Source organism: Kamptonema animale CS-326 (genome assembly GCF_028330895.1).
In the GTDB taxonomy this organism is placed as follows: domain Bacteria; phylum Cyanobacteriota; class Cyanobacteriia; order Cyanobacteriales; family Microcoleaceae; genus Kamptonema; species Kamptonema formosum.
On the sequence record NZ_JAQMUA010000028.1, the window covers coordinates 1 to 18,789 of the forward strand.

Genomic DNA, 18,789 nt, shown 5'->3' on the forward strand with positions numbered 1-18,789 from the left:
AGCTTTTCTGTACATGGTGAGGGATGGTGATGCAAGGCTTTTGACCTATTTTACCTGTTTTTCTTGCACCATACTCTCCCTCCGCGATCGCATAACCCAGACTGCATCACCTCCGGGCACTGATTCAGCAAGCCCTACTTAGATTTAGCCATTAGCCATCAAGGGATAAGTCCTATTTCAGCCCTTTTCCTTCTGCCTGCGACTATAGCAAATGTGTGAAACCCAGTAACGCTGACCTTGTTACTGGGTTTCGGTTTACTGCCCATTTGCACACGCTTAAACATTTAAGTCACGGGTTGAAAAGGATAGCATCGCGCTCTACCAGTTGAGCTACCCCCCTTTGTTGGTAGAGGGGGCTGGATATGAGCCAGCAACCTCGATGATGTCTTGTTGCCCTGACAGTAGTTTTTGCGATCGGCAGTGAATGCTGAGTTTAGAGTAATAGTTTGCTACTGAAATTGTACGCAACGCTGCCTCTACCAATTGGGCTACCTCGCCGCATAGCGAGGGCAGGATTTGAACCTACACTGTGACGTTTGTACGGTTGAAGTTAAAGTTTGAGATTGAGCTTGTACTCTATTTATAACTTAAACCAACATCACAAAAAAAGCAAGCTATCAACTAAATAAATATTGCAGTACGCGATCGCCAATTCTTAGCTCTTCCACTTCCGTATTATTAGCTTCCTCACGGGCAAACTTAACAGCTTGCTGTAGCTTTTCCAGCCTTTCCAATAACTCATTAACTCGCTGCGCAGGCAAGGCTCCTGAGAATTTCACCGTCCGCCAATAGCCGACAGTGATATCTTCATAATAAACTTCAACTTGTGCTGGATGGTGTTCTGTAGCTTGAGCCTTAACGTGATTGCGCGGAGCTTTAAAAGTCTTGAGAGTTTGAATTGGTTCTGTTGCCCAACAGTCTGCTGAAGCATCAAACGTCCAAGTTTCCGAAGCTTCTAAAACTGGCAATTTTTTAATAAATACCTGTAAATCTGCCAATTGCTTTTCTAGAAACAGCAAATAACTAACTGGCACTTGAGCCAAAATGACTTGACCATCCACAACCACGTCAGCACGAGCGCGGCAATTTGTCCAGTCTTTAGTTGCTACTACGTCAAAAAGTTTAGTCAAAATTTCAGTGGTTTTGCGAATAATCTCCTCTACCTTGACTTCAACTTTTTTAGACTCTGGCGGAAATTGTTCGCCCTCCTCGTCTTTAGGGCGATAAGTCCGCGATATTCCAGCCAGTAGCGCTGGCTTTTGCAAGGCTCTTTGAGCCTCTGCTAATTCTTGGATAGAGCGGCTTTTTATGCCTTTCTCAATCGCGATAATTTGGTTTAGACGTGCCATTTTAGCTAGGGACTAGGGGTTAGGGGAAGAAGGGAATAGAATCAAGGGGTTCAGAAATGAGCGAGTGTCTTAAAAGCCTTGAGGTTGCTATATAGTTCTTCCGAGCTAATGTATTATTTTTGTAGTATACTATGTTTTTAAGAGTTTGTCTAGTAGTAGAGTGGGGGTTCGGCAAAACAAAACTTGTAACTCATCGCTATAGATTCAGGGCTGACGCACCCAACCAAAGAAACCGGGTTTTTGACGAAAATACTTAGCTGTTACCCACAGATTCTCTGAAAAACCCGGTTTCTGGAACCATGAGCGTAAGTCCTAAGATTGTTGGTAGCGATCGCCCACCTTAGAAAGGCTATAATTCCTAATTAAAGGGTATTTCCACCGAGCGCAAGAACTTCGCGCTCTCTTCTGGTAATGCGGTATTGATATACATTCCGCTGCCTAACTCAAACCCCGCTTGCCTGGAAACTCTGGGAACAATAGCGATATACCAATGAAAATATTTTGTCCCCATTTCCCCTGTTGGTACAGAGCGGATAGTATAATTATAGTCGGGATTATTTAATCCATGATAAAGCTTAGCAAGTATAGTTTTCATAGTAGAGGCGAGGTCGCCAATTTCCTCATCGGTGATATCATCAAATGAAGAGGAATGACGACGCGGAAAAATCCAAGTATGAAAAGGTGAAAGTGCAGCATAGGGAATAAAAGCGACAAAATATTCGCTTTCAATAATTATTCTTTCTTTTGCGGTTAGTTCGTCTTGTAAAGTTTGACAAAATAGACATTCTCCCGTATCGTCAAAATATCTAATTGCTTCGTCAATGCGAGTGCGAAATTGGTAAGGTACAACTGGTGTAGCGGCTATTTGTGAGTGGGGATGTTCTAGAGAAGTGCCTGCACTTTCGCCGTGATTTTTAAAGATAATAATTGTCTCAATGCGGCTATCTTGCCTGATTTGTGAATATCGTTGGCGGTAAACTAAGAGGATATTCGCTATATCTTCAACATCTAATAAAGCTGTAGTTAAGTCGTGGCGGGGATGTTCGACAATCACTTCATGGTATCCCATTCCCAACATAGTGCGGTGGATTCCATCTGATATCCTAACTCGTGCTTGGGTGGGCGATAAAGCGGGAAATTTATTGAGAATTGCCCTTACTTTCCACCCATTGCGATCGCACAAGCGGAATGCTTCAAATGTCCCATCCTCCTCATTACCTACACAAAAGGGGCAATCAATCTGATGGGGAGACAAGGGTTTTAAGTTTTTGATTGGTAGGGCAAATTGGTCGGGTCTTCTTGCCCTTTCAGTAGCGATGATTACCCAATCTCTGGTAATTATATTTTGTCTGAGTTCAGACATCCTTTAACCTTCCATTTTATCACAACTTTAATTGATTAGGTATTAACCTTAAGTATTAATTAGCCATTAGCAATTTGTTCACAATTAGCCATTAGCAATTAAGATTGAGGAACGCTATAGTTTAAAATGTGATTTGGATTCCTAACTAAAATTTGCTCATGTGCCGCTTACTCGGCTACCTCGGCCCATCTATTCTACTCGATCGCATCCTGTGTAAACCGGAGCATTCGCTGATTATCCAAAGTTATCAACCCCGTGAGATGACATCAGGTTTACTCAACGCCGACGGTTTTGGTGTAGGCTGGCATCACCCACAGCAGGAAACTGACCCATTTACTTACAAGAGTACAGTTCCTATCTGGAATGAAGTCAACATTTCCAGCCTCAGTCGTTACGTTGAATCAAACTCCATACTAGCTTACGTCCGCAGCGCCACTGCGGGTCAAGCTTTAGATTTGAGTAACTGCCAGCCATTTGTGCGCGATCGCATTCTATTCGTCCACAATGGTGCAATTAAACATTTTCGGCAAACACTGTACAGACCAATTCGCAATCTCCTAAGCGATCGAGTCTACCAATCTATTGACGGCACAACAGATTCAGAGCATATATTCGCCTTGTTTAACGAATTGAGAGAGAACAATAGTTTAAGCCTAGAAGATGCCTTATACAAGACATTAACTATTCTAGCAGAAATGGCAAATCCCCCCACATTTCCCTTGAGTAAACAAGGAATAGAACTTTCAGCTAATGTCATCATCAGTGATGGTTCCCAGCTAGTAGCTTCTCGCTTTGCCTTGGGAAATACGCCTCCCTCCTTGTATTGGCTACGGGACGATCCAACTTTCCCGGAAGCTGTCATCATTGCTTCTGAACCTCTATTTGCTGGAAATTGGCATTCTTGTCCCGAACAAAGTATTATCAGTGTAGGAAAAGACTTTGATATCAACATCCGTACAATTTCGTAGAGAAGCGATATCACTCGCTTTGCATCGATGTCGCAGCGGCACCTTAAAATTATTTGAGCGTATAGATTGGGATACCTTTTGCCGCCAAGCACATCCAGAATTCAGTCCCGCCGGCTGGCATCTCGGCCACATTGCCTACACCGAAGAATTATGGTTATTGCAGCGATGTGCAGGGATCTCGCCTTTATTTCCCAAGTATCGGCAAATGTTTGCCGCTGATGTTTTACCTAAAAAAGAACGGGTTTATTTGCCCACATTTGCCGAAGTATGCTGTTACTTAGATACTGTTAGAAAACAGGTCTTAAATTACTTAAATAAAGCGCCGATAGAAGAACAAGAACGCCTCTGGCAATTTGTAATTCAGCATGAAAGTCAGCATTGTGAAACAATTTCTTTTGTCTTGCAGATGCAAAGGGAGGAAAAAGAAATACAGCAGTTGTTATCAAGTGAATTAAATGCACCCTTCTCTAACTATCTTTTTAGACAGAAAAGAATGGTAGATCCGGGAGATTTTGTTTTGCAGTCAACTGAGTTAAAATCTACTTTAGGCGAAAGAGAAGACGGTATTAATAAATTACCAATCGCCAATAACTTATCCCCTTCTCATTCGCCCATGATTGAAATTCCGGCGGGAAAATTTGAAATGGGAAATGATGGCATTGACGCTTTAGATAATGAGCGATCTAGCCACCTGCATTACTTAGAAACCTACTGCATAGATCCCTACCCTGTCACCTGCAATCAATACCGAAATTTTATAGAAGTAGGCGGCTATCAAAATCCCCAATACTGGTCAAAAGCTGGCTGGAAATGGCTGCAAAACAATCCAGTAAACCAGCCCCTTTATTGGTCAAATAACCCAACTTTTGACAATCATCCAGTTTGCGGTGTTAGCTGGTATGAAGCAGAAGCTTACTGTCAATTTATGGGCAAGCGACTCCCCACAGAAGCAGAATGGGAAAAAGCCGCTAGTTGGAGTTCGCAAACAAACATTAAAAACATCTATCCTTGGGGAGAAAAAGAACCGCAACCCCATCGGTGCAACCATGACAATACTGTTGGAAAAACTACACCTGTATATACATATCCAGACGGGAAAAGTGCTTATGGCTGTTGGGATATGTTAGGTAATGTTTGGGAGTGGACATCCTCCTGGTTTCATGCTTATGAGGGGTTTGAAAGCTACCCTTATCCGGGATATTCTCAAACTTATTTTGATGGGGAACACCTAGTTTTGAAAGGAGGTAGTTGGGCAACTCGTCCCTGGGCTTTGCGTTCTAGTTTTCGCAACTGGTATCATCCCGGAGTGCGACAGATTATAGCAGGTTTTCGCTGCGCTAAATAGTTTTAATCTCAGCTCCAAAGATGAGCGCAGATGTTTATAATATTATTTGTGTTCATCTGTCTTCATCAGCAGTTAAAAATCACAAAAGTAGCATTTTGGCAATAGATATTATGAAATATTCAAGAATTTCTGAGACAGAAAAATTAGCCAACAGTTGGGAAACACGGCTATACTTAGAGCAATTAGTTACTCCCTCTGTACCCTCAGAAATGAGTGGGAGTGATGTCATTAATGGTTTGAGTCAACACCCTAAATCTCTGCCGCCTCGCTATTTTTACGACGATCGCGGATCGAAACTATTTGAGTTAATTTGCGAGTTGCCGGAGTATTACTTAACAAGGACTGAGACAACGATTTTGCAAGAATGTGCTAGCCAAATCGCACATTTAACTGGCCCTGCTGAAATTGTAGAATTAGGCAGCGGTAGTTCCACTAAAACCCGGATTTTGCTAGATGCTTATTCCCAATTAGGATATCCATTACGTTATTTGCCAATTGATATTAGTGAAACTATTTTAGAAAGCAGTGCTTATCAACTTTTGACCGACTATCCTTCCCTTGAGATTCATGGAATTGTCAGCACTTACGATTTAGCTTTAGCGAAGCTGACACCATCACCTTTACCAACTCGAATGATTTGTTTTTTAGGCAGTACGCTAGGTAATCTCAATCCTGAAGAATGCGATGTTTTCTTTTCTCAAATTGTCGGTGCAATGCGGCTAGGAGAGTATTTTTTATTAGGCGTTGACCTTCACAAATCTAAAGATATTTTAGAGCCAGCATATAACGACAGTCAAGGGGTGACGGCTGCGTTTAACTTGAATATGCTACAACATCTCAATCGTCTGTTTGAAGGCAATTTTGATTTGACGCAGTTTCAGCATTGGGCTTTTTATAATGAAGAATTTCACCAAATTGAGATGCACTTGCAGAGTAGGCGATCGCAAACTGTGGAATTGCGCGGTCTAAATTTGACAGTTGAATTTGAGGAGGGGGAAACTATCAGAAGCGAAATTTCCCGGAAGTTTGACCTAAAGATAATTCAGGAAGAATTATCGCGCCGAGGTTTAGTACCGTTGCAAGTTTGGACTGATAAAAATCATCGCTTTGGTTTGATGTTGTCGCAGTTGCAGTCAAAATTGGGATAATATAGCGGTTTTCGGGTAATTGGTAATTGGTAATTGCTAATTGCTAATTTATGATTTATAGCAACCGCCACAACTTTTAGGACATTCTCGATCGCCCAAACCCTTTCTCTAATTTCATTTTCCTCCTGTCTCCTGCCTTCTGCCTCCTGCCTCCTGCTATATATCATGTCCGCTTAAATAATTGTCATGCGATCGCAGGGAAGCAATCTCAAAAGCTTGCGCTTGCTTCGAGTCTTATTTGCCGGAGATGATTACCTACTTCTGACCTAACGCCGTTCTCTCAGTGGTAAAGATACCGTCCAGAGGGCGGCGTTACAGACAAATTAACAAATCGGTCGCTGTCCGGGTTTCACCGCATGAATATACTCGCTACCTGAGAGCGGCCATCCTCTTTTATAATAAGCTTCCTCTGGCTTGCCCCATCCCAACTGTAAGAGCATTTCTAAAAAATCTAACTTCTCCCACTTCCAGATAGCAGCCCATTCAGTCCGCTGCACGATCGCGTCTACATCCTCCGGCCCAATTTCCCGATAGTCCTTGCCACTGTTAATACTTAAATACAAGTCCATTTCAACTGTTACTCGCTGCCAGAATTCCACTATAGAAGCTTTAGCCTGTTTTAATACCTTTAAATCAATAGGCAAAGCAATTAATTGATCGTCCACGGCAGGATAACACAGAGTATCGCCGTTGAGGGTTATTTCTCGCCAGACAATCCCAGAAACTTGATGTTCCTCCTGGTATCGGTGAACAGCAGCTTTAAAATCCTGATAAGCCGTAAACTTTTGAACGCCATCAGATTTCAGAAAGCGGTCAATCACAGGGTTGCCTGTCGAAGGTGCCGCTGCCAGCTTGAGACGCTGCCCTTGTAGGCACGCTTGGCGCTCTGCCTCTAAAATTTTAATAAGTTCTGCCGTGCTGTAGACTTTGGACATCAGAAGCCCCTTATTTTTGCCAAACAGCCCTTCTGATTTTAGATTTTAGCCCAGATTTGGCACTCTCAACTGTCACAAGGATAGAAAACCTAGAAACAGAGTAAAATTTTGAGTATAAATACTCTTTACCTTCGGGCTTTTACCTTCTCCTGTAAGTCTTTTCTATTTGAGGTGTTCGACGGTCAGAAAACCTTGAGGCGATCGCTAAAAATGGCGTAGCGATCGACATTACTCAGTCCCACCGACAATTTCACATTTTGTCAAAATTGTCAATACATAAACCCTATTTCCTTCCCAATCCCCACTCACAATTTCGATAAAAAACTGGACGTGGTGAGATGGTACTCTCTAAAGAAATACTGTGTGTAAAAGTGGGAGTAATAAACAAATGAAAAAATTAGGTCGCCTGTTGGCAGTATTCACCTTGTTGGTAAGTTGCTGGGGATGGCTGGGACATCAGAATGTTCTGGCCGCAGATTTCAGCAATTTGGTCTTGCCTTCATCTTCCTTGGCCGCTGTCACGCCGAGAACTAATCGGGCCGATGAGAAGCTGGCCACAGAATATGGCAAAAAACTTGATTTGAACAACAGCGGTGTGCGAGATTTCCGGCAATATCCAGGGATGTTTCCGACTCTGGCGGCATTAATTATTAAGAATGCTCCTTACGAAAATGTTAAGGATGTGCTCGATATTTCAGGTCTAACTCAAGCTCAGAAAGACTTGCTGCAAGCTAACCTGGATAACTTCACCGTTACTGATGTCGAATCAGTTTTCATCGAGGGTGACAACAGATTGAACAACGGACTTTACGACTAGACAAGTCATTTTAGAACTTACGCAGTCAGATCCCTGAACTCCCTTAAATAATTGGGCTTTGAAGACCAACCAACATCGGGAGTAATGAGAAGCTCGCAGCTTCAGCCTAGTGCGTAAGCCTTAATATTTGTTAAAAGTCATTAGTCCTGTGTCTGGGAGCTGATGTCTGTTAATCGTTGCCTACTTGCTGGAACGGTGACAGACAGCAGCTCTCAGACAATAATAACCAGGAAGAGGCAGGAGGCAGGAGAAGGCAGGAGGCAGAGGGCAGGAGGAAAATGCAATATATAGAAAGGGTTTGGGCGATCGAGAATGCCCTAAACGTTGTGGCGGTTGCTATAAATGGCTAAAGACGATTTTCCTTTGCACGGCAATCTACCCGATCGTTTCGACGTATTGGTTGTCGGCTGAGGAATTGCGGGTGTCCACGCGGCTCTTTGCCTCCCAGAACACTTTCTAGTAGGCTTGATTAGCAAAGAGGCTTGATCGATTTCTGTAAGCTAGTGGGCCCAAGACGGGATCGCAGCCGCGATCGCCCCTGACGATTCCTTGCGGGAATGTCTAGTTTTTGCGGCACAAAGGGCGAAGGAAGAAGGAAGAAGAGGGAATGAGCAAGAAGGAACGAGGAATGAGGAGTATGGCGAAGTAGGCGATAATATTTCAAACTTTACAATTGAAACTTTAGAAAATTAGCCTCTCCAACGAGGTATGATACAAGAGTTCCCGAAAGAATTACCTATTTTGATGTGGTATAGTGCTGGGATGTGTCGGAGGAAAAAGGCTTTAGATGATGCGATCGCTCAAGTTGAAATTTGCCGCGAACAATTGGCTACCCTTCCCCTCAGCCAAACTATACTGAATTTACAGCCGGGCAAAACTCTTAATTTTTCTCTACCCAGCCCATATAACTTCCAATTGCGAACTTGGGTAGAAACTTACAACTTACTCGATGTCGGCTACTTAATTCTCAAAAGTGCAGGCTTCGGATTGAAAGTAAAGGCAGTCACTACAGGTTAGACTATCCCCTCTCAGACCCAGACTGGTACCGCCACACCAAGCGTGCGACTAGATAGTTGGAGCAAATCCCCTAGTATCAGAAATCCCTAAACTCGACACCGTACAAAGATTAGCGCGTCCCAGTGCCATCACTTTTTGGATTCCCATTTGGATCGGGTTCGTAGTTTGCACAGTTCAAAAAAGCCGACAGCTCGGAATTTACTGCTGTGGGTCTGCTTGAGGTCTGTTTGCTGATTTCTGTAACCGCGATCGCCATCCCTGGTGTACTTAAATGTACCCCAAGCGCCAATACTGCCATTGTTGTAAGCTTAAACCAAGTACCCATATTACCCAAAGCCCCATAAAAGTCACCACATTAAATACATTCCCCAAGAACTTAATTATATCCGCCATGTCCGTATATTCACTGACATTCTTATATTTTTAAAATTTTGTTTGAGTAGATTCTCAGAAAGGCATTCAACTCAACGCTGATTTAGTCACTCCGAGTTATTAACAGAATTTTAGCTGATACAGCATTAAAAGATTCTTAAGACTTTCATAAATTTGACTTATCGTTGTTAGGGAACTACAACCTAAGCACCAACTTATAGATTTGTGATTGACAGACTTGACATTTACTAAAAACTAAGCTATTTCATTTCTTGATTGTAGCAGAAGTTACGCCCAATAAAGTCAACCCCCCTAAAAAATTAGGAGGGAAGTCTGTATTCAACAATACATTATTTGATTGACACTCCCCTCTAAAAGAAGGTAGGTTTGCGACGCAGTTAAATTTTGTCAGGCTTAAATTTTGCAAGCATAACCGAACTCAGTTATTATTCAGAGGCTAAAACTCCCCTGGATTGTCAAAAACAGTTAACTGTTAACCGTTAACAGTTAACAGTTAACTCTTAAGATTTTTCTGGCAAACTCGCTTCCAACTTCAGACAATTGCGACCGTCGATTTGCAAGCAGTAATCGACCCGATCCATGAGCCTACTCATAATCAACCAGCCATAGCCGCTTTCCTGTTTAGCTTCAGGCTGTGGTGGGAGATAAGTATCCATTTCATAACCTTTACCGTAATCCCAGATTTCCAAAGCAATATCGCGGTCTTGTAATTCCAACCGCACCAACACAGGTAAATTGGGTTGGTCTCTGTGAGCATGGCGGATGACGTTCGAGTAGGCTTCTGCCAGCACCAAACGCAAGCGATTCGATTGGCGGGGCCAATCGATATGCTCTCCTAGCTCAACTTCCAAACTACTCAGCAACCAGTGTTCGACAATAGTCAAAAATCTCAAGTCGCTCGGCACGTGAAGCTCAGTTTTCATAAAACCTTACGGGAGTATAGAAAAAAATTACCTACTTTTCCCTTTGCCACTGACTGCCAGAGAGGTTAAAAACTAGGGAGACATTCTTAACATCTAGTGGGCTACCACACCCAGGCAGTTCAGTTTAAGTGGCTAGACACTGGTTTAGTCTTGAATTAAGAAGTTTATTTTTCTTCCTCTTTCAAGCGGGGGAATTCTGTTCGGAAGTTAGCGACCGCTTCACAGAACCTCCAAAGAGAGTATGGTTTGGTCGTCTTCCTGAACTGGGTTATCAGCTCGGATGCGAGCAAGTAGATTGTCCAAGCTTAAGGAGCCTTGCTCCTCAACCAGGAGCTTCCACAGACCTTCTTGTTGGAGCATAGAACGGGTTTGTTCGCCACTACCCTCAGCCTGATTAGTAACAGTAGCTTCAGTAATGCCGTCGCTAGTCAGCAGAAATACATCCCCTGACTTCAGCTCGACAGTACCTGCTTTTCCTTTCCAGACTGGCAGTATCCCCAGGGGAATACCGCGAGCTTTGAGGAAATTTGGTTCTACAGTCCCGACACCGCTGGCTGCTTGAGCCACCATCTCCGGGTGAGACCAGACGAGAGGATAGATATGTCCGGCATTAGCATAAGCCAGATGTCCCGTTGACGGCGTATAACGAGCCACCACCATTGTAATAAAGTGGTTGTTGCCAATCAGGTCATCTGACATACTGCTGTTGATGTTCTCCATCACATGATAGGGATCTGGGGAAGTTTCTTGAGAGAGCTCTCGTCGCATGACAGAAATCGCGCTCACCATAAACAAAGCTGCCGGGACACCCTTACCGGAAACGTCGCCAACGGCGATCCAAATATCCCCCTGCGAATGGACGTAGACCTCAAAAAAATCTCCTCCAACTTCGCGAGCGGGAAAACAACAAGCTTGGACTTTGACAGTTTCAAAGTCCGGCCAACTTTGGCGAAGCAGGTTAGTTTGGATTTGGCGAGCTACTTCTAACTCATTACGCATCTGCTGAGCTAAGTCGAGAGTGCGTTGGTAGAGTTTTGCTTGAGAAAGAGCGAGGGCTGCTTGCTCCGCCACGCCTTCGATCAATTGGATGTCTTCCGCTGACCAAGGATTAGTAGAACCTTCTTGACAGAGGGCGAGGGCTGCGAGCATTTCCTGCTGGTAGGTCAGCGGTACTACCACCTGAACGCTGCGATCGCCTTCACTGCTTTGGTGTATTTGAGTTTTGCGGCTCTCAACCACTTGGCGAAGCAGGTCTTCACTGAGCTCAAAACTGGTGTTTCTGGTGGCTTCCGCTTGGTAAGAGAAAGAGGAACCTAATAGAGTCCCGCCGTCTACGGGCCGCAGTATACAGTAAGCTGCTTCAAAAGTCTGCCCCACAGTTTGGACAATAGTTTGGAGCATACTGGAGTAGTCTAGCGAACCTCGAATGGCGCTCATCACCTCATTAAATAGGGATTCTCGCCGCAGGGCTCTGCGGAGTGCTAGGCTGCGTTGCTTATAGTATTTGTAAGTTTCCGAGGCTTGATTGATAACGGATTTCAGTTCTTCAGGATTCCAGGGTTTGGTGATGTATTTGAAAACCTGGCCGGCGTTAATCGCTTCCACCAAGTCTTCTACATCGGTGTACCCTGTCAGGAGAATCCGAATCGTATCGGGAAAGCGCTCGACAGTTTTGCCCAAAAACTCAGTACCGTTCATTTCTGGCATCCGCTGGTCAGAAATGATCACTGCCATTTCGCCCTGCTCGTCAAGAACTTGTAGAGCGTTGAGGGCACTATCTGCTTTGTAAACTTGAAAGTCGCGTCGAAACGTCCGGTACAGCAAATCTAGGTTGTCAGGCTCGTCATCGACTACCATCAGTTTGAGCTTGCTCCTATCTCCCTGACTCATGGAATTCTCTACCCTCAGACGAATTTATCAGGTTTAATTGGCTAAGATACATCCAAATAATACGTTGCCTGTTGGCTTAAGCCCCGTTTATACAAGATCGGGGTTGGTTACTAGATTAATCGTTCTGCCAGTCTGAGCTTAGCAGAGCGAGCACGGGGATTTGTAGCTACTTCTTCAGTTGCTGGTTGGATCGGCTTTTTTGTCAATACTCGCAAAAGGGGCGAACCTTTGAGTTCGTGCTTTGCTAGCCGGTCTTCTAAACTGTGAAAGCTGATAATTCCCATTCTCCCGCCAGGCTTTAACCACTGGGGCGCTTGCTTGAGGAAAGTTTCTACGGCGGTAAGTTCGGAGTTGACGGCGATCCTCAAGGCTTGAAAGGTGCGAGTGGCTGGATGTATGCGGCCGTAGCGGTATTTGGGTGGTACACAGCGGGCGATCGCTTCTGCCAGTTCTGTTGTTGTTTGGAATGGGCGATCGCCTACGATCCGCCGGGCTATCCGCCGCGATAACCTCTCCTCTCCGTAGGTATAAAATATATCTGCAAGTTTAACTTCTTCCCAGTGATTTACGATCTCTGCTGCTGTCAGTGATTGTTGCTGGTTCATACGCATATCCAAATTAGCGTGATGGCGAAAGCTAAAGCCGCGTCCTGGAGCATCCAGTTGAGCTGAACTTACACCCAAGTCTGCTATTATACCGTCAAATGTTGACTCTTTTGCTGGATAGCTGGCAAAATTTCCGTGCCAAAATTGGATGCGCTCGGAATTTGGGGCTAAAAATTCGGCAAGTTGCTGTTTACAAAAGGCGATCGCGTCTAGGTCTTGGTCGATCGCAACTATCGTAACATCGGGTGCCGCAGCCAAAATTAAACTGGTATGACCACCGCCGCCCACTGTGGCATCTAAATAGTGTCCCCCCGCACGCACAGCCAGACCCTCAATTAACTGCGGGCCTAAAACGGGGATGTGATAAAAGCCGCTCTCAACTTTTGATGCTACGACCTCCTTCTCAGACAACTCAATCTCCTTCATAATGCTAGACAGGCGAAACAAAAATCAACAACCGTTAACAGTTAACAGTTAACAGTTAACAGTTAACAGTCAACAATTACTAATTATGACAAGAATTGAAACCAGAACCGAACCGATGGTACTCAACATGGGGCCGCACCATCCCTCCATGCACGGGGTACTAAGGTTAATTGTCACCCTGGACGGGGAAGATGTAGTTGACTGTGAGCCAGTTATGGGCTACCTGCATCGGGGAATGGAAAAAATTGCCGAAAGTCGCACTAATGTGATGTACGTGCCATACGTCAGCCGTTGGGACTATGCAGCGGGTATGTTCAATGAGGCCGTGACTGTCAACGCGCCGGAAAAATTGGCTGATATTAAGGTGCCCAGACGCGCTAGCTACATCCGGGTAATCATGCTGGAGTTGAACCGGATTGCCAATCATCTGTTGTGGTTAGGGCCATTTTTGGCAGATGTGGGGGCGCAAACGCCTTTTTTCTATACGATGCGCGATCGCGAACCCATTTTAGACCTATGGGAAGCAGCTACGGGTTATCGCATGGTTAACAACAACTATTTCCGCATTGGCGGTGTGGCGGCAGATTTGCCCTACGGTTGGGTAGACAAGTGCGAAGACTTCTGCGATTACTTCTGGCCGAAGGTTGACGAATACGAACGCCTGATTACTAACAATCCCATCTTCCGCCGCAGAATTGAAGGACTCGGCACGATTTCGCGTGCTGAAGCGATTAACTGGGGACTTTCCGGCCCCATGTTGCGGGCTTCTGGCGTGAAGTGGGACTTGCGAAAGGTTGACCACTATGAATGTTATGACGATTTTGACTGGGAGGTGCAGTGGGAGAGTGCGGGAGATTGTCTAGCGCGGTATTTGGTACGAATTCGCGAGATGCGCGAGTCGGTGAAAATTATCCGCCAAGCGCTAAAAGGACTTCCCGGCGGCCCCTATGAGAATTTGGAAGCGAAGCGATTGGAGGGAGGGCCAAAATCTGAGTGGAATGCTTTCGACTACCAGTTTATCGGTAAGAAAGTTGCTCCCACTTTTAAGATTCCTAAAGGCGAACACTATGTCCGCGTTGAAAGCGGCAAAGGTGAACTGGGAATTTATATTATTGGCGAGGATAATGTGTTTCCTTGGCGCTGGAAAATTCGGGCTGCGGATTTCAATAATTTGCAGGTATTACCCCACATCCTTCGCGGTGTGAAGGTGGCCGATGTTGTCGCAATTTTGGGCAGCATCGATGTGATTATGGGCTCAGTAGATCGGTAATAAATCGTAAGATTTGGGATTGAGGTAGGACGCTACAATAAAGGTAGCAGTCCGAAGCAATCCCAAATTGGTAATGGGTAATGGGTAATGGGTAATGGGTAATTGGTAATGGCTAATGGCTAATTGCTAATGGCTAATGGCTAATGGCTAATGGCTAATGGCTAATTGCTAATGGCTAATTGATAGTAGTGCTTACCAATTGAGAACAGTTATGAATTTTAGGAAACGTAAGTTCTTCTAGAAATTAACAGTTCGCAGATAATTTTTTATTGCATCAAATTGGGTTGTTATAGCGGGACTTACGCAAAAGTATTGGTAACGCCACCATCTTCGCGGTCAAAGAACCCCGCTTGTTGCCGACGTTACATAAGTAATGCGTAAGTCGTATATTAAGTCAGGGTTGGGGAACTCTACACAATCGGCAATCTCTCAATATTATTTTCAGGTTAAATCTGATTAAAATATCTGCTTAATTTAAAGAGGCGATTATAATTGCTAGCCTGTTACAGAAGTAATTATAAATTACTCTTAATCCCTATTCAGTTTTAAAATCAAGGGGAAACTTTAATCAGATTTACTAGCAATTAACTAGGAGGTAGATAGAATGGAAGCCCATGAATTATTGAGTTTATATACCAGAGGAGAGAGAGACTTTAGGGCAACTGACTTAACAGCAGCTAATTTGATCGGAGCTAAGATTCCTCACTCAAACTTATCAGGATCTAATTTGAAAGAGGCATCTTTAGCGAGAGCTTATTTAGAACGCTGTTTTCTCCTAGAAGCTAACTTAAATGGAGCTTTTTTATATGGCGCAAATTTGAGCTTTGCTAAACTAAAAGGAAGTCACCTTTTAGGGGCTGATTTAACAAAAGCCGATCTTAGAGGTGCTCAACTGGCTAAAGTCGATCTAACTGGCGCTCAACTAAGCGGTGCTATCCTCAGTTGGGTGAGCCTTTTTCAGGCAAATTTACCGGGAGTAAATTTGTGCGGTGCTAATTTGAGCGGTATCAATTTGCGATCGGCCAATTTAGCTGGTGCTAACTTAAATTGGGCTAATCTAACTGGTGCTAGATTGAGCGGTGCTAACCTGAAAGGCGCTCTTTTAAATGGCGTGAAGTTGAATAAAGCTTTTTTAAATGGGCTGAATTTGGCAGGAATAGACTTCAGTGGATTGGAACTGGAAGATGTTAAGTTAAGCGGAGCACAATTATCAGGCGCTAACTTGAGCGGAACTGTTTTAAGTGGGGCGCGAATGCGTTTTACTAAACTAGAGCAGGCAAATCTTAAGCAAGCTGATTTACATGATACCGATCTCAGAGGCGGGAATTTAATTCAAGCTAACTTGATGAAAACCAACTTAACTGAAGCGGATTTGAGGGAGGCGGATTTGAGTCATACAAATCTCAATTTAGCAAATCTCAAGGGCGCTGATTTGAGTGGTGCTAATTTGCAAGGAGCATATCTCTGGGGGACGAATTTGGACGGCGCTTGCTTGAAGGGTGCGGATCTCAGAGGCGCTAGTCTGCGGAATGCTATTATTAGCGGTGCTGATTTGCGGGATGCGATCCTAACTGGTGCAACGATGCCTGATGGTACAGTTTGCTGCTAAGTAATGGGTGATAGTTAGTGGTTAGTAGCAGAATGCCTAACAAGCAGCTACTAATCGCTAACTAAATGATACAGTTTAGATGCGAGAAAGCTGACGACATTTAAATCAGACCCTTGCTTAAACTTCTCTGTGAGGTAACGATGCTAGAAACACTTACTAAACTAGAAACTATCTGCATCGAACTACCAACAGCGATCGCCCTGTACGTCACCCCCGAACAGTTCGAGGCGATCGCTCTAGCGAATCGGGATTTGAGACTAGAACGTACAGCAGCGGGAGAATTAATCGTGAATCCCCCCACAGGAGGCGAATCAGGTCAGAGGAATTTTAGCATTACTGGACAGCTCGCTCGCTGGTACGAAGAACAGGAAGATTTAGGGGAAGCCTTTGACTCCTCCACTGGTTTTCGGCTCCCGAATGGAGCTGACCGTTCCCCCGATGTCTCCTGGGTGAGGCGGGAACGTTGGGAAGCGCTTACCCCTCAACAGCGAAAAGGCTTTGTCCCGCTATGCCCAGATTTTGTTGTCGAGTTGCGTTCCGAATCAGATAGCCTGCGATCGCTTCAAACTAAGATGCAGGAATACATCGACAACGGGGCAAGATTGGGATGGTTGATTGACCCGAAAAATCGACGGGTAGAGATTTACCGATCGGGGTCAGAGGTGGAAGTATTAGAAAATCCCTCGGAGTTGTCCGGTGAGGACGTGCTGCCTGGTTTTGTTCTAAATCTAATGCGAGTGTGGCGTTAAAGGAGGCTTATAGTTGGGAAATTTATTATTTTTAGCTATCATTTAGCCATTATTTAGCAATACCTATAACCTACCACGGCTCCACATTGCTTACAAGTACCGGAAACCCACCCATCGATCGCCAGCAATCCTCTTGAAGATTCCTTGAATGTGAGTTTTTAACAAAGTATCAAACTCGATAATATCCTTATCTACTTCTGAGTGACCTAAGTAAAGATTTCGCCTTTTTGTGTCAGCTAAATCAAAGATGACTAGATAACTAGGTAAAAATGGCTCGATTAAAACCTTGAACTCTTCTACAAGTTGATGTCGCATAAAGTTCGCTTCACAATTTATCAGATCCTTTACCAGTTTTTGCCAAATATATACCAGCTATAATTATAGCAAAACCTAATCTTATGTTTAATTAAGTAGATTTACTTAGCTTTTACAGGACTTACGCATCGGGCCCTAGAAACCGGGTTTTTCAGAGAATCGGTGGGTAAAAACGAAGTATTTTCGTAAAAAAACCCGGTTTCTTTGATTGGGTGCGTAAGTCCTATTTTAATTTTTCTTACCATTCTTGCAAAGCGATCGCGATTCCTTGCTTTAAATTTTGTCTGAGATTGTTTTCCTTTGCCAAGTTTTCTAATTGCTGGTAAGCTTGTTGAGGCGCTAGTTGTTTGAGCGCAGCTATGCAGTGAAGTCTGATGCTACTATCTGCATCTGCCAACATTTCAATCAAAGGTTCTATTGCCTCCAGATTTCCTAGTTTTCCTAATCCTAAAGCTATAGATTGTTTAATATCTTCTATAACTTCGAGTTCTCCCACTTTCAGGAAATCGATCAGAATCTCTGCGGCTTTAGCTTTTAAATTGGGCGTTTCCACTCGCCCCAAAATGGTGACAATTTCTTTTGTTAAGGCCGAAGGAAGAGGGAAGAAGGAAGAAGAATGAGAATTTATTTCTACTGTTGGGGGAAGATTTACTTCTTTTTCTTGTAACTTATCTTCCGCTATTAAAGCTTTTTGTAAATACTCTAAGGCAGTTTTTGTCTCCATCCAGCCTAAAGCACGGATGGCTTCAATTTGTAAAGAAACTGGGGTTGTTGGAGATTGTAATAGCTCAAATAAGGTAGTTGCAGCCGTATCTGTTTTGATACGTCCTAGTGCGATCGCGGCCGCTGAACAAACTTCTAACCGGATATCTTTAAGTAACGGTTTGAGCAAGTTTACTAAATCGAATTCGCCGTCTAAGTAGGAACGCAAGCCTAAAGCGATCGCGGCTTCTTTTCTAACTGCTGTGGCTGGATCTTTTAGAGCTTCTACCAGTACCGGCGGAATACGGGAATCGTGAAAGCTAGACAGACCTTCAATTGCAGCAAGACGCACCGAGGCAAGCCGATCGCCTGCTACACTCAGCAAAGGCTCAATAGTCTCAGGCTGCCGAATTTGAGCGAGTGCGGATGTAGCAAACTGTCGGGAATCTTCCAGGGCCAAGAGATTTGTCAAAGATGCGATCGCACTGGGGCCTAAACTAGCGAGGGTATCTGCGGCTATGGTACTTAATTCTTCGGTTTCAGAGGTTTTAAGAAGTTCTACTAGGGCCGCGATCGCTTCTGGCCGATCGAAATTGCCCAAAATCCGGACTGCGAACCAGCGTTGTTCTAAGTCTGCATCTTCATCCTCGACAATGGCAATCAAAGGCGCGATCGCGATCGTTCCCAGATTAGGCAATACCTTCGCAATTTCCCACCGATCTTGGAAATCTCCCCATGCTAAAACATCTAAAGCCAAAGTCAACAATTGCTGTGCATCAGATGCAGAAGTTTCTAGTTTCTGATTGCCATTCCCCAATTGCTGCAAATATTGAGCTAGTAGCGACCAATTTCCCTGCTGAGCTGCTGCTTGTGCTTGCTCTAAAACATCAGACATGATTTTAAGGGGCGTTTTCTTGAGGAGCTTAAATTAAGTTCACCTGATTTTAGTATATTTATGGCAATTC

17 protein-coding genes are annotated in these 18,789 nt (G+C 44.2%); 8 read left to right on the plus strand and 9 right to left on the minus strand.

The window, feature by feature from the left end; translation table 11 throughout:
• Positions 1-617 precede the first annotated feature (617 nt).
• Together PN499_RS02030 and galT are read right to left on the minus strand one after the other, a co-directional pair.
• Positions 618-1,349, minus strand: coding sequence for a DUF7873 family protein (locus tag PN499_RS02030; protein WP_272029974.1), 732 nt, complete (start codon positions 1,347-1,349; stop codon positions 618-620).
• A gap of 358 nt (positions 1,350-1,707) precedes the next feature.
• Positions 1,708-2,712, minus strand: coding sequence for a galactose-1-phosphate uridylyltransferase (gene galT, locus PN499_RS02035; RefSeq protein WP_272029975.1), 1,005 nt, complete (start codon positions 2,710-2,712; stop codon positions 1,708-1,710).
• A gap of 158 nt (positions 2,713-2,870) precedes the next feature.
• Between galT and egtC the strand changes: the two genes are divergently transcribed.
• The 3 genes from egtC to egtD are packed head-to-tail and all read left to right on the plus strand — an operon-like array spanning position 2,871 to position 6,173.
• Positions 2,871-3,680, plus strand: coding sequence for an ergothioneine biosynthesis protein EgtC (egtC, locus tag PN499_RS02040; protein ID WP_272029977.1), 810 nt, complete (start codon positions 2,871-2,873; stop codon positions 3,678-3,680).
• On the plus strand, positions 3,652-5,025 hold the full coding sequence (locus PN499_RS02045; RefSeq protein ID WP_272029978.1) for an SUMF1/EgtB/PvdO family nonheme iron enzyme: 1,374 nt from the start codon (positions 3,652-3,654) through the stop codon (positions 5,023-5,025). Before egtC ends, PN499_RS02045 begins: the two co-directional genes overlap by 29 nt.
• Before the next feature lie 20 nt (positions 5,026-5,045).
• Positions 5,046-6,173 carry an L-histidine N(alpha)-methyltransferase gene (egtD, locus tag PN499_RS02050; RefSeq protein ID WP_272029980.1) on the plus strand — a complete coding sequence of 376 codons (1,128 nt, stop codon included), beginning with the start codon at positions 5,046-5,048 and terminating at the stop codon, positions 6,171-6,173.
• A 323-nt stretch (positions 6,174-6,496) separates the two neighbouring features.
• Here the strand turns inward: egtD and PN499_RS02055 are convergent, their stop codons facing one another.
• A complete protein-coding gene (locus tag PN499_RS02055) occupies positions 6,497-7,108 on the minus strand; it encodes a hypothetical protein (protein WP_272029982.1) in 612 nt (203 codons plus the stop codon).
• Positions 7,109-7,496: 388 nt separating this feature from the next.
• Between PN499_RS02055 and psbU the strand changes: the two genes are divergently transcribed.
• A complete protein-coding gene (psbU, locus tag PN499_RS02060) occupies positions 7,497-7,925 on the plus strand; it encodes a photosystem II complex extrinsic protein PsbU (protein WP_272029984.1) in 429 nt (142 codons plus the stop codon).
• 708 nt (positions 7,926-8,633) lie between these two features.
• Positions 8,634-8,942 (plus strand): hypothetical protein, encoded by a 309-nt coding sequence (locus PN499_RS02065; RefSeq protein WP_272029985.1) that lies wholly within the window; start codon positions 8,634-8,636, stop codon positions 8,940-8,942.
• Between the two features lie 109 nt (positions 8,943-9,051).
• Here the strand turns inward: PN499_RS02065 and PN499_RS02070 are convergent, their stop codons facing one another.
• The 4 genes from PN499_RS02070 to rsmH form a co-directional block, all read right to left on the minus strand.
• Positions 9,052-9,240, minus strand: coding sequence for a hypothetical protein (locus tag PN499_RS02070; protein ID WP_272029986.1), 189 nt, complete (start codon positions 9,238-9,240; stop codon positions 9,052-9,054).
• A gap of 595 nt (positions 9,241-9,835) precedes the next feature.
• On the minus strand, positions 9,836-10,258 hold the full coding sequence (locus tag PN499_RS02075; RefSeq protein ID WP_019487489.1) for an ATP-binding protein: 423 nt from the start codon (positions 10,256-10,258) through the stop codon (positions 9,836-9,838).
• Between the two features lie 219 nt (positions 10,259-10,477).
• Positions 10,478-12,148 carry a SpoIIE family protein phosphatase gene (locus tag PN499_RS02080; protein WP_272029988.1) on the minus strand — a complete coding sequence of 557 codons (1,671 nt, stop codon included), beginning with the start codon at positions 12,146-12,148 and terminating at the stop codon, positions 10,478-10,480.
• Positions 12,149-12,258: 110 nt separating this feature from the next.
• Positions 12,259-13,179, minus strand: coding sequence for a 16S rRNA (cytosine(1402)-N(4))-methyltransferase RsmH (gene rsmH, locus PN499_RS02085; RefSeq protein WP_272029990.1), 921 nt, complete (start codon positions 13,177-13,179; stop codon positions 12,259-12,261).
• Positions 13,180-13,264: 85 nt separating this feature from the next.
• Here rsmH and PN499_RS02090 point away from each other — a divergent pair, with 85 nt between their 5' ends.
• The 3 genes from PN499_RS02090 (at position 13,265) to PN499_RS02100 (ending at position 16,807) form a co-directional block, all read left to right on the plus strand.
• Positions 13,265-14,449 carry an NAD(P)H-quinone oxidoreductase subunit H gene (locus PN499_RS02090; RefSeq protein ID WP_272029992.1) on the plus strand — a complete coding sequence of 395 codons (1,185 nt, stop codon included), beginning with the start codon at positions 13,265-13,267 and terminating at the stop codon, positions 14,447-14,449.
• Positions 14,450-15,053: 604 nt separating this feature from the next.
• The gene (locus PN499_RS02095) at positions 15,054-16,058 is read left to right on the plus strand and encodes a pentapeptide repeat-containing protein (protein WP_272029993.1); all 1,005 of its coding nucleotides are present in this window, start codon (positions 15,054-15,056) and stop codon (positions 16,056-16,058) included.
• A 140-nt stretch (positions 16,059-16,198) separates the two neighbouring features.
• Positions 16,199-16,807 (plus strand): Uma2 family endonuclease, encoded by a 609-nt coding sequence (locus tag PN499_RS02100; RefSeq protein ID WP_272029994.1) that lies wholly within the window; start codon positions 16,199-16,201, stop codon positions 16,805-16,807.
• Positions 16,808-16,897: 90 nt separating this feature from the next.
• Here the strand turns inward: PN499_RS02100 and PN499_RS02105 are convergent, their stop codons facing one another.
• Together PN499_RS02105 and PN499_RS02110 are read right to left on the minus strand one after the other, a co-directional pair.
• The gene (locus PN499_RS02105; RefSeq protein ID WP_272029996.1) at positions 16,898-17,122 is read right to left on the minus strand and encodes a hypothetical protein; all 225 of its coding nucleotides are present in this window, start codon (positions 17,120-17,122) and stop codon (positions 16,898-16,900) included.
• Positions 17,123-17,360: 238 nt separating this feature from the next.
• Entirely contained in the window at positions 17,361-18,719 is a 1,359-nt protein-coding gene (locus tag PN499_RS02110) for a HEAT repeat domain-containing protein (RefSeq protein ID WP_272029998.1), read from the minus strand.
• Positions 18,720-18,789 lie beyond the last annotated feature (70 nt).

What these genes read in the sequence shown, in the direction of transcription:
- PN499_RS02030 (WP_272029974.1), bottom strand. Translation starts at nt 1,349, where the DNA reads ATGGCACGTCTAAACCAAATTATCGCGATTGAGAAAGGCATAAAAAGC.
- galT (WP_272029975.1), bottom strand. Translation starts at nt 2,712, where the DNA reads ATGTCTGAACTCAGACAAAATATAATTACCAGAGATTGGGTAATCATC.
- egtC (WP_272029977.1), top strand. Translation starts at nt 2,871, where the DNA reads ATGTGCCGCTTACTCGGCTACCTCGGCCCATCTATTCTACTCGATCGC.
- egtD (WP_272029980.1), top strand. Translation starts at nt 5,046, where the DNA reads ATGAGCGCAGATGTTTATAATATTATTTGTGTTCATCTGTCTTCATCA.
- PN499_RS02055 (WP_272029982.1), bottom strand. Translation starts at nt 7,108, where the DNA reads ATGTCCAAAGTCTACAGCACGGCAGAACTTATTAAAATTTTAGAGGCA.
- psbU (WP_272029984.1), top strand. Translation starts at nt 7,497, where the DNA reads ATGAAAAAATTAGGTCGCCTGTTGGCAGTATTCACCTTGTTGGTAAGT.
- PN499_RS02065 (WP_272029985.1), top strand. Translation starts at nt 8,634, where the DNA reads ATGATACAAGAGTTCCCGAAAGAATTACCTATTTTGATGTGGTATAGT.
- PN499_RS02070 (WP_272029986.1), bottom strand. Translation starts at nt 9,240, where the DNA reads ATGGCAGTATTGGCGCTTGGGGTACATTTAAGTACACCAGGGATGGCG.
- PN499_RS02075 (WP_019487489.1), bottom strand. Translation starts at nt 10,258, where the DNA reads ATGAAAACTGAGCTTCACGTGCCGAGCGACTTGAGATTTTTGACTATT.
- PN499_RS02080 (WP_272029988.1), bottom strand. Translation starts at nt 12,148, where the DNA reads ATGAGTCAGGGAGATAGGAGCAAGCTCAAACTGATGGTAGTCGATGAC.
- rsmH (WP_272029990.1), bottom strand. Translation starts at nt 13,179, where the DNA reads ATGAAGGAGATTGAGTTGTCTGAGAAGGAGGTCGTAGCATCAAAAGTT.
- PN499_RS02090 (WP_272029992.1), top strand. Translation starts at nt 13,265, where the DNA reads ATGACAAGAATTGAAACCAGAACCGAACCGATGGTACTCAACATGGGG.
- PN499_RS02095 (WP_272029993.1), top strand. Translation starts at nt 15,054, where the DNA reads ATGGAAGCCCATGAATTATTGAGTTTATATACCAGAGGAGAGAGAGAC.
- PN499_RS02100 (WP_272029994.1), top strand. Translation starts at nt 16,199, where the DNA reads ATGCTAGAAACACTTACTAAACTAGAAACTATCTGCATCGAACTACCA.
- PN499_RS02105 (WP_272029996.1), bottom strand. Translation starts at nt 17,122, where the DNA reads ATGCGACATCAACTTGTAGAAGAGTTCAAGGTTTTAATCGAGCCATTT.
- PN499_RS02110 (WP_272029998.1), bottom strand. Translation starts at nt 18,719, where the DNA reads ATGTCTGATGTTTTAGAGCAAGCACAAGCAGCAGCTCAGCAGGGAAAT.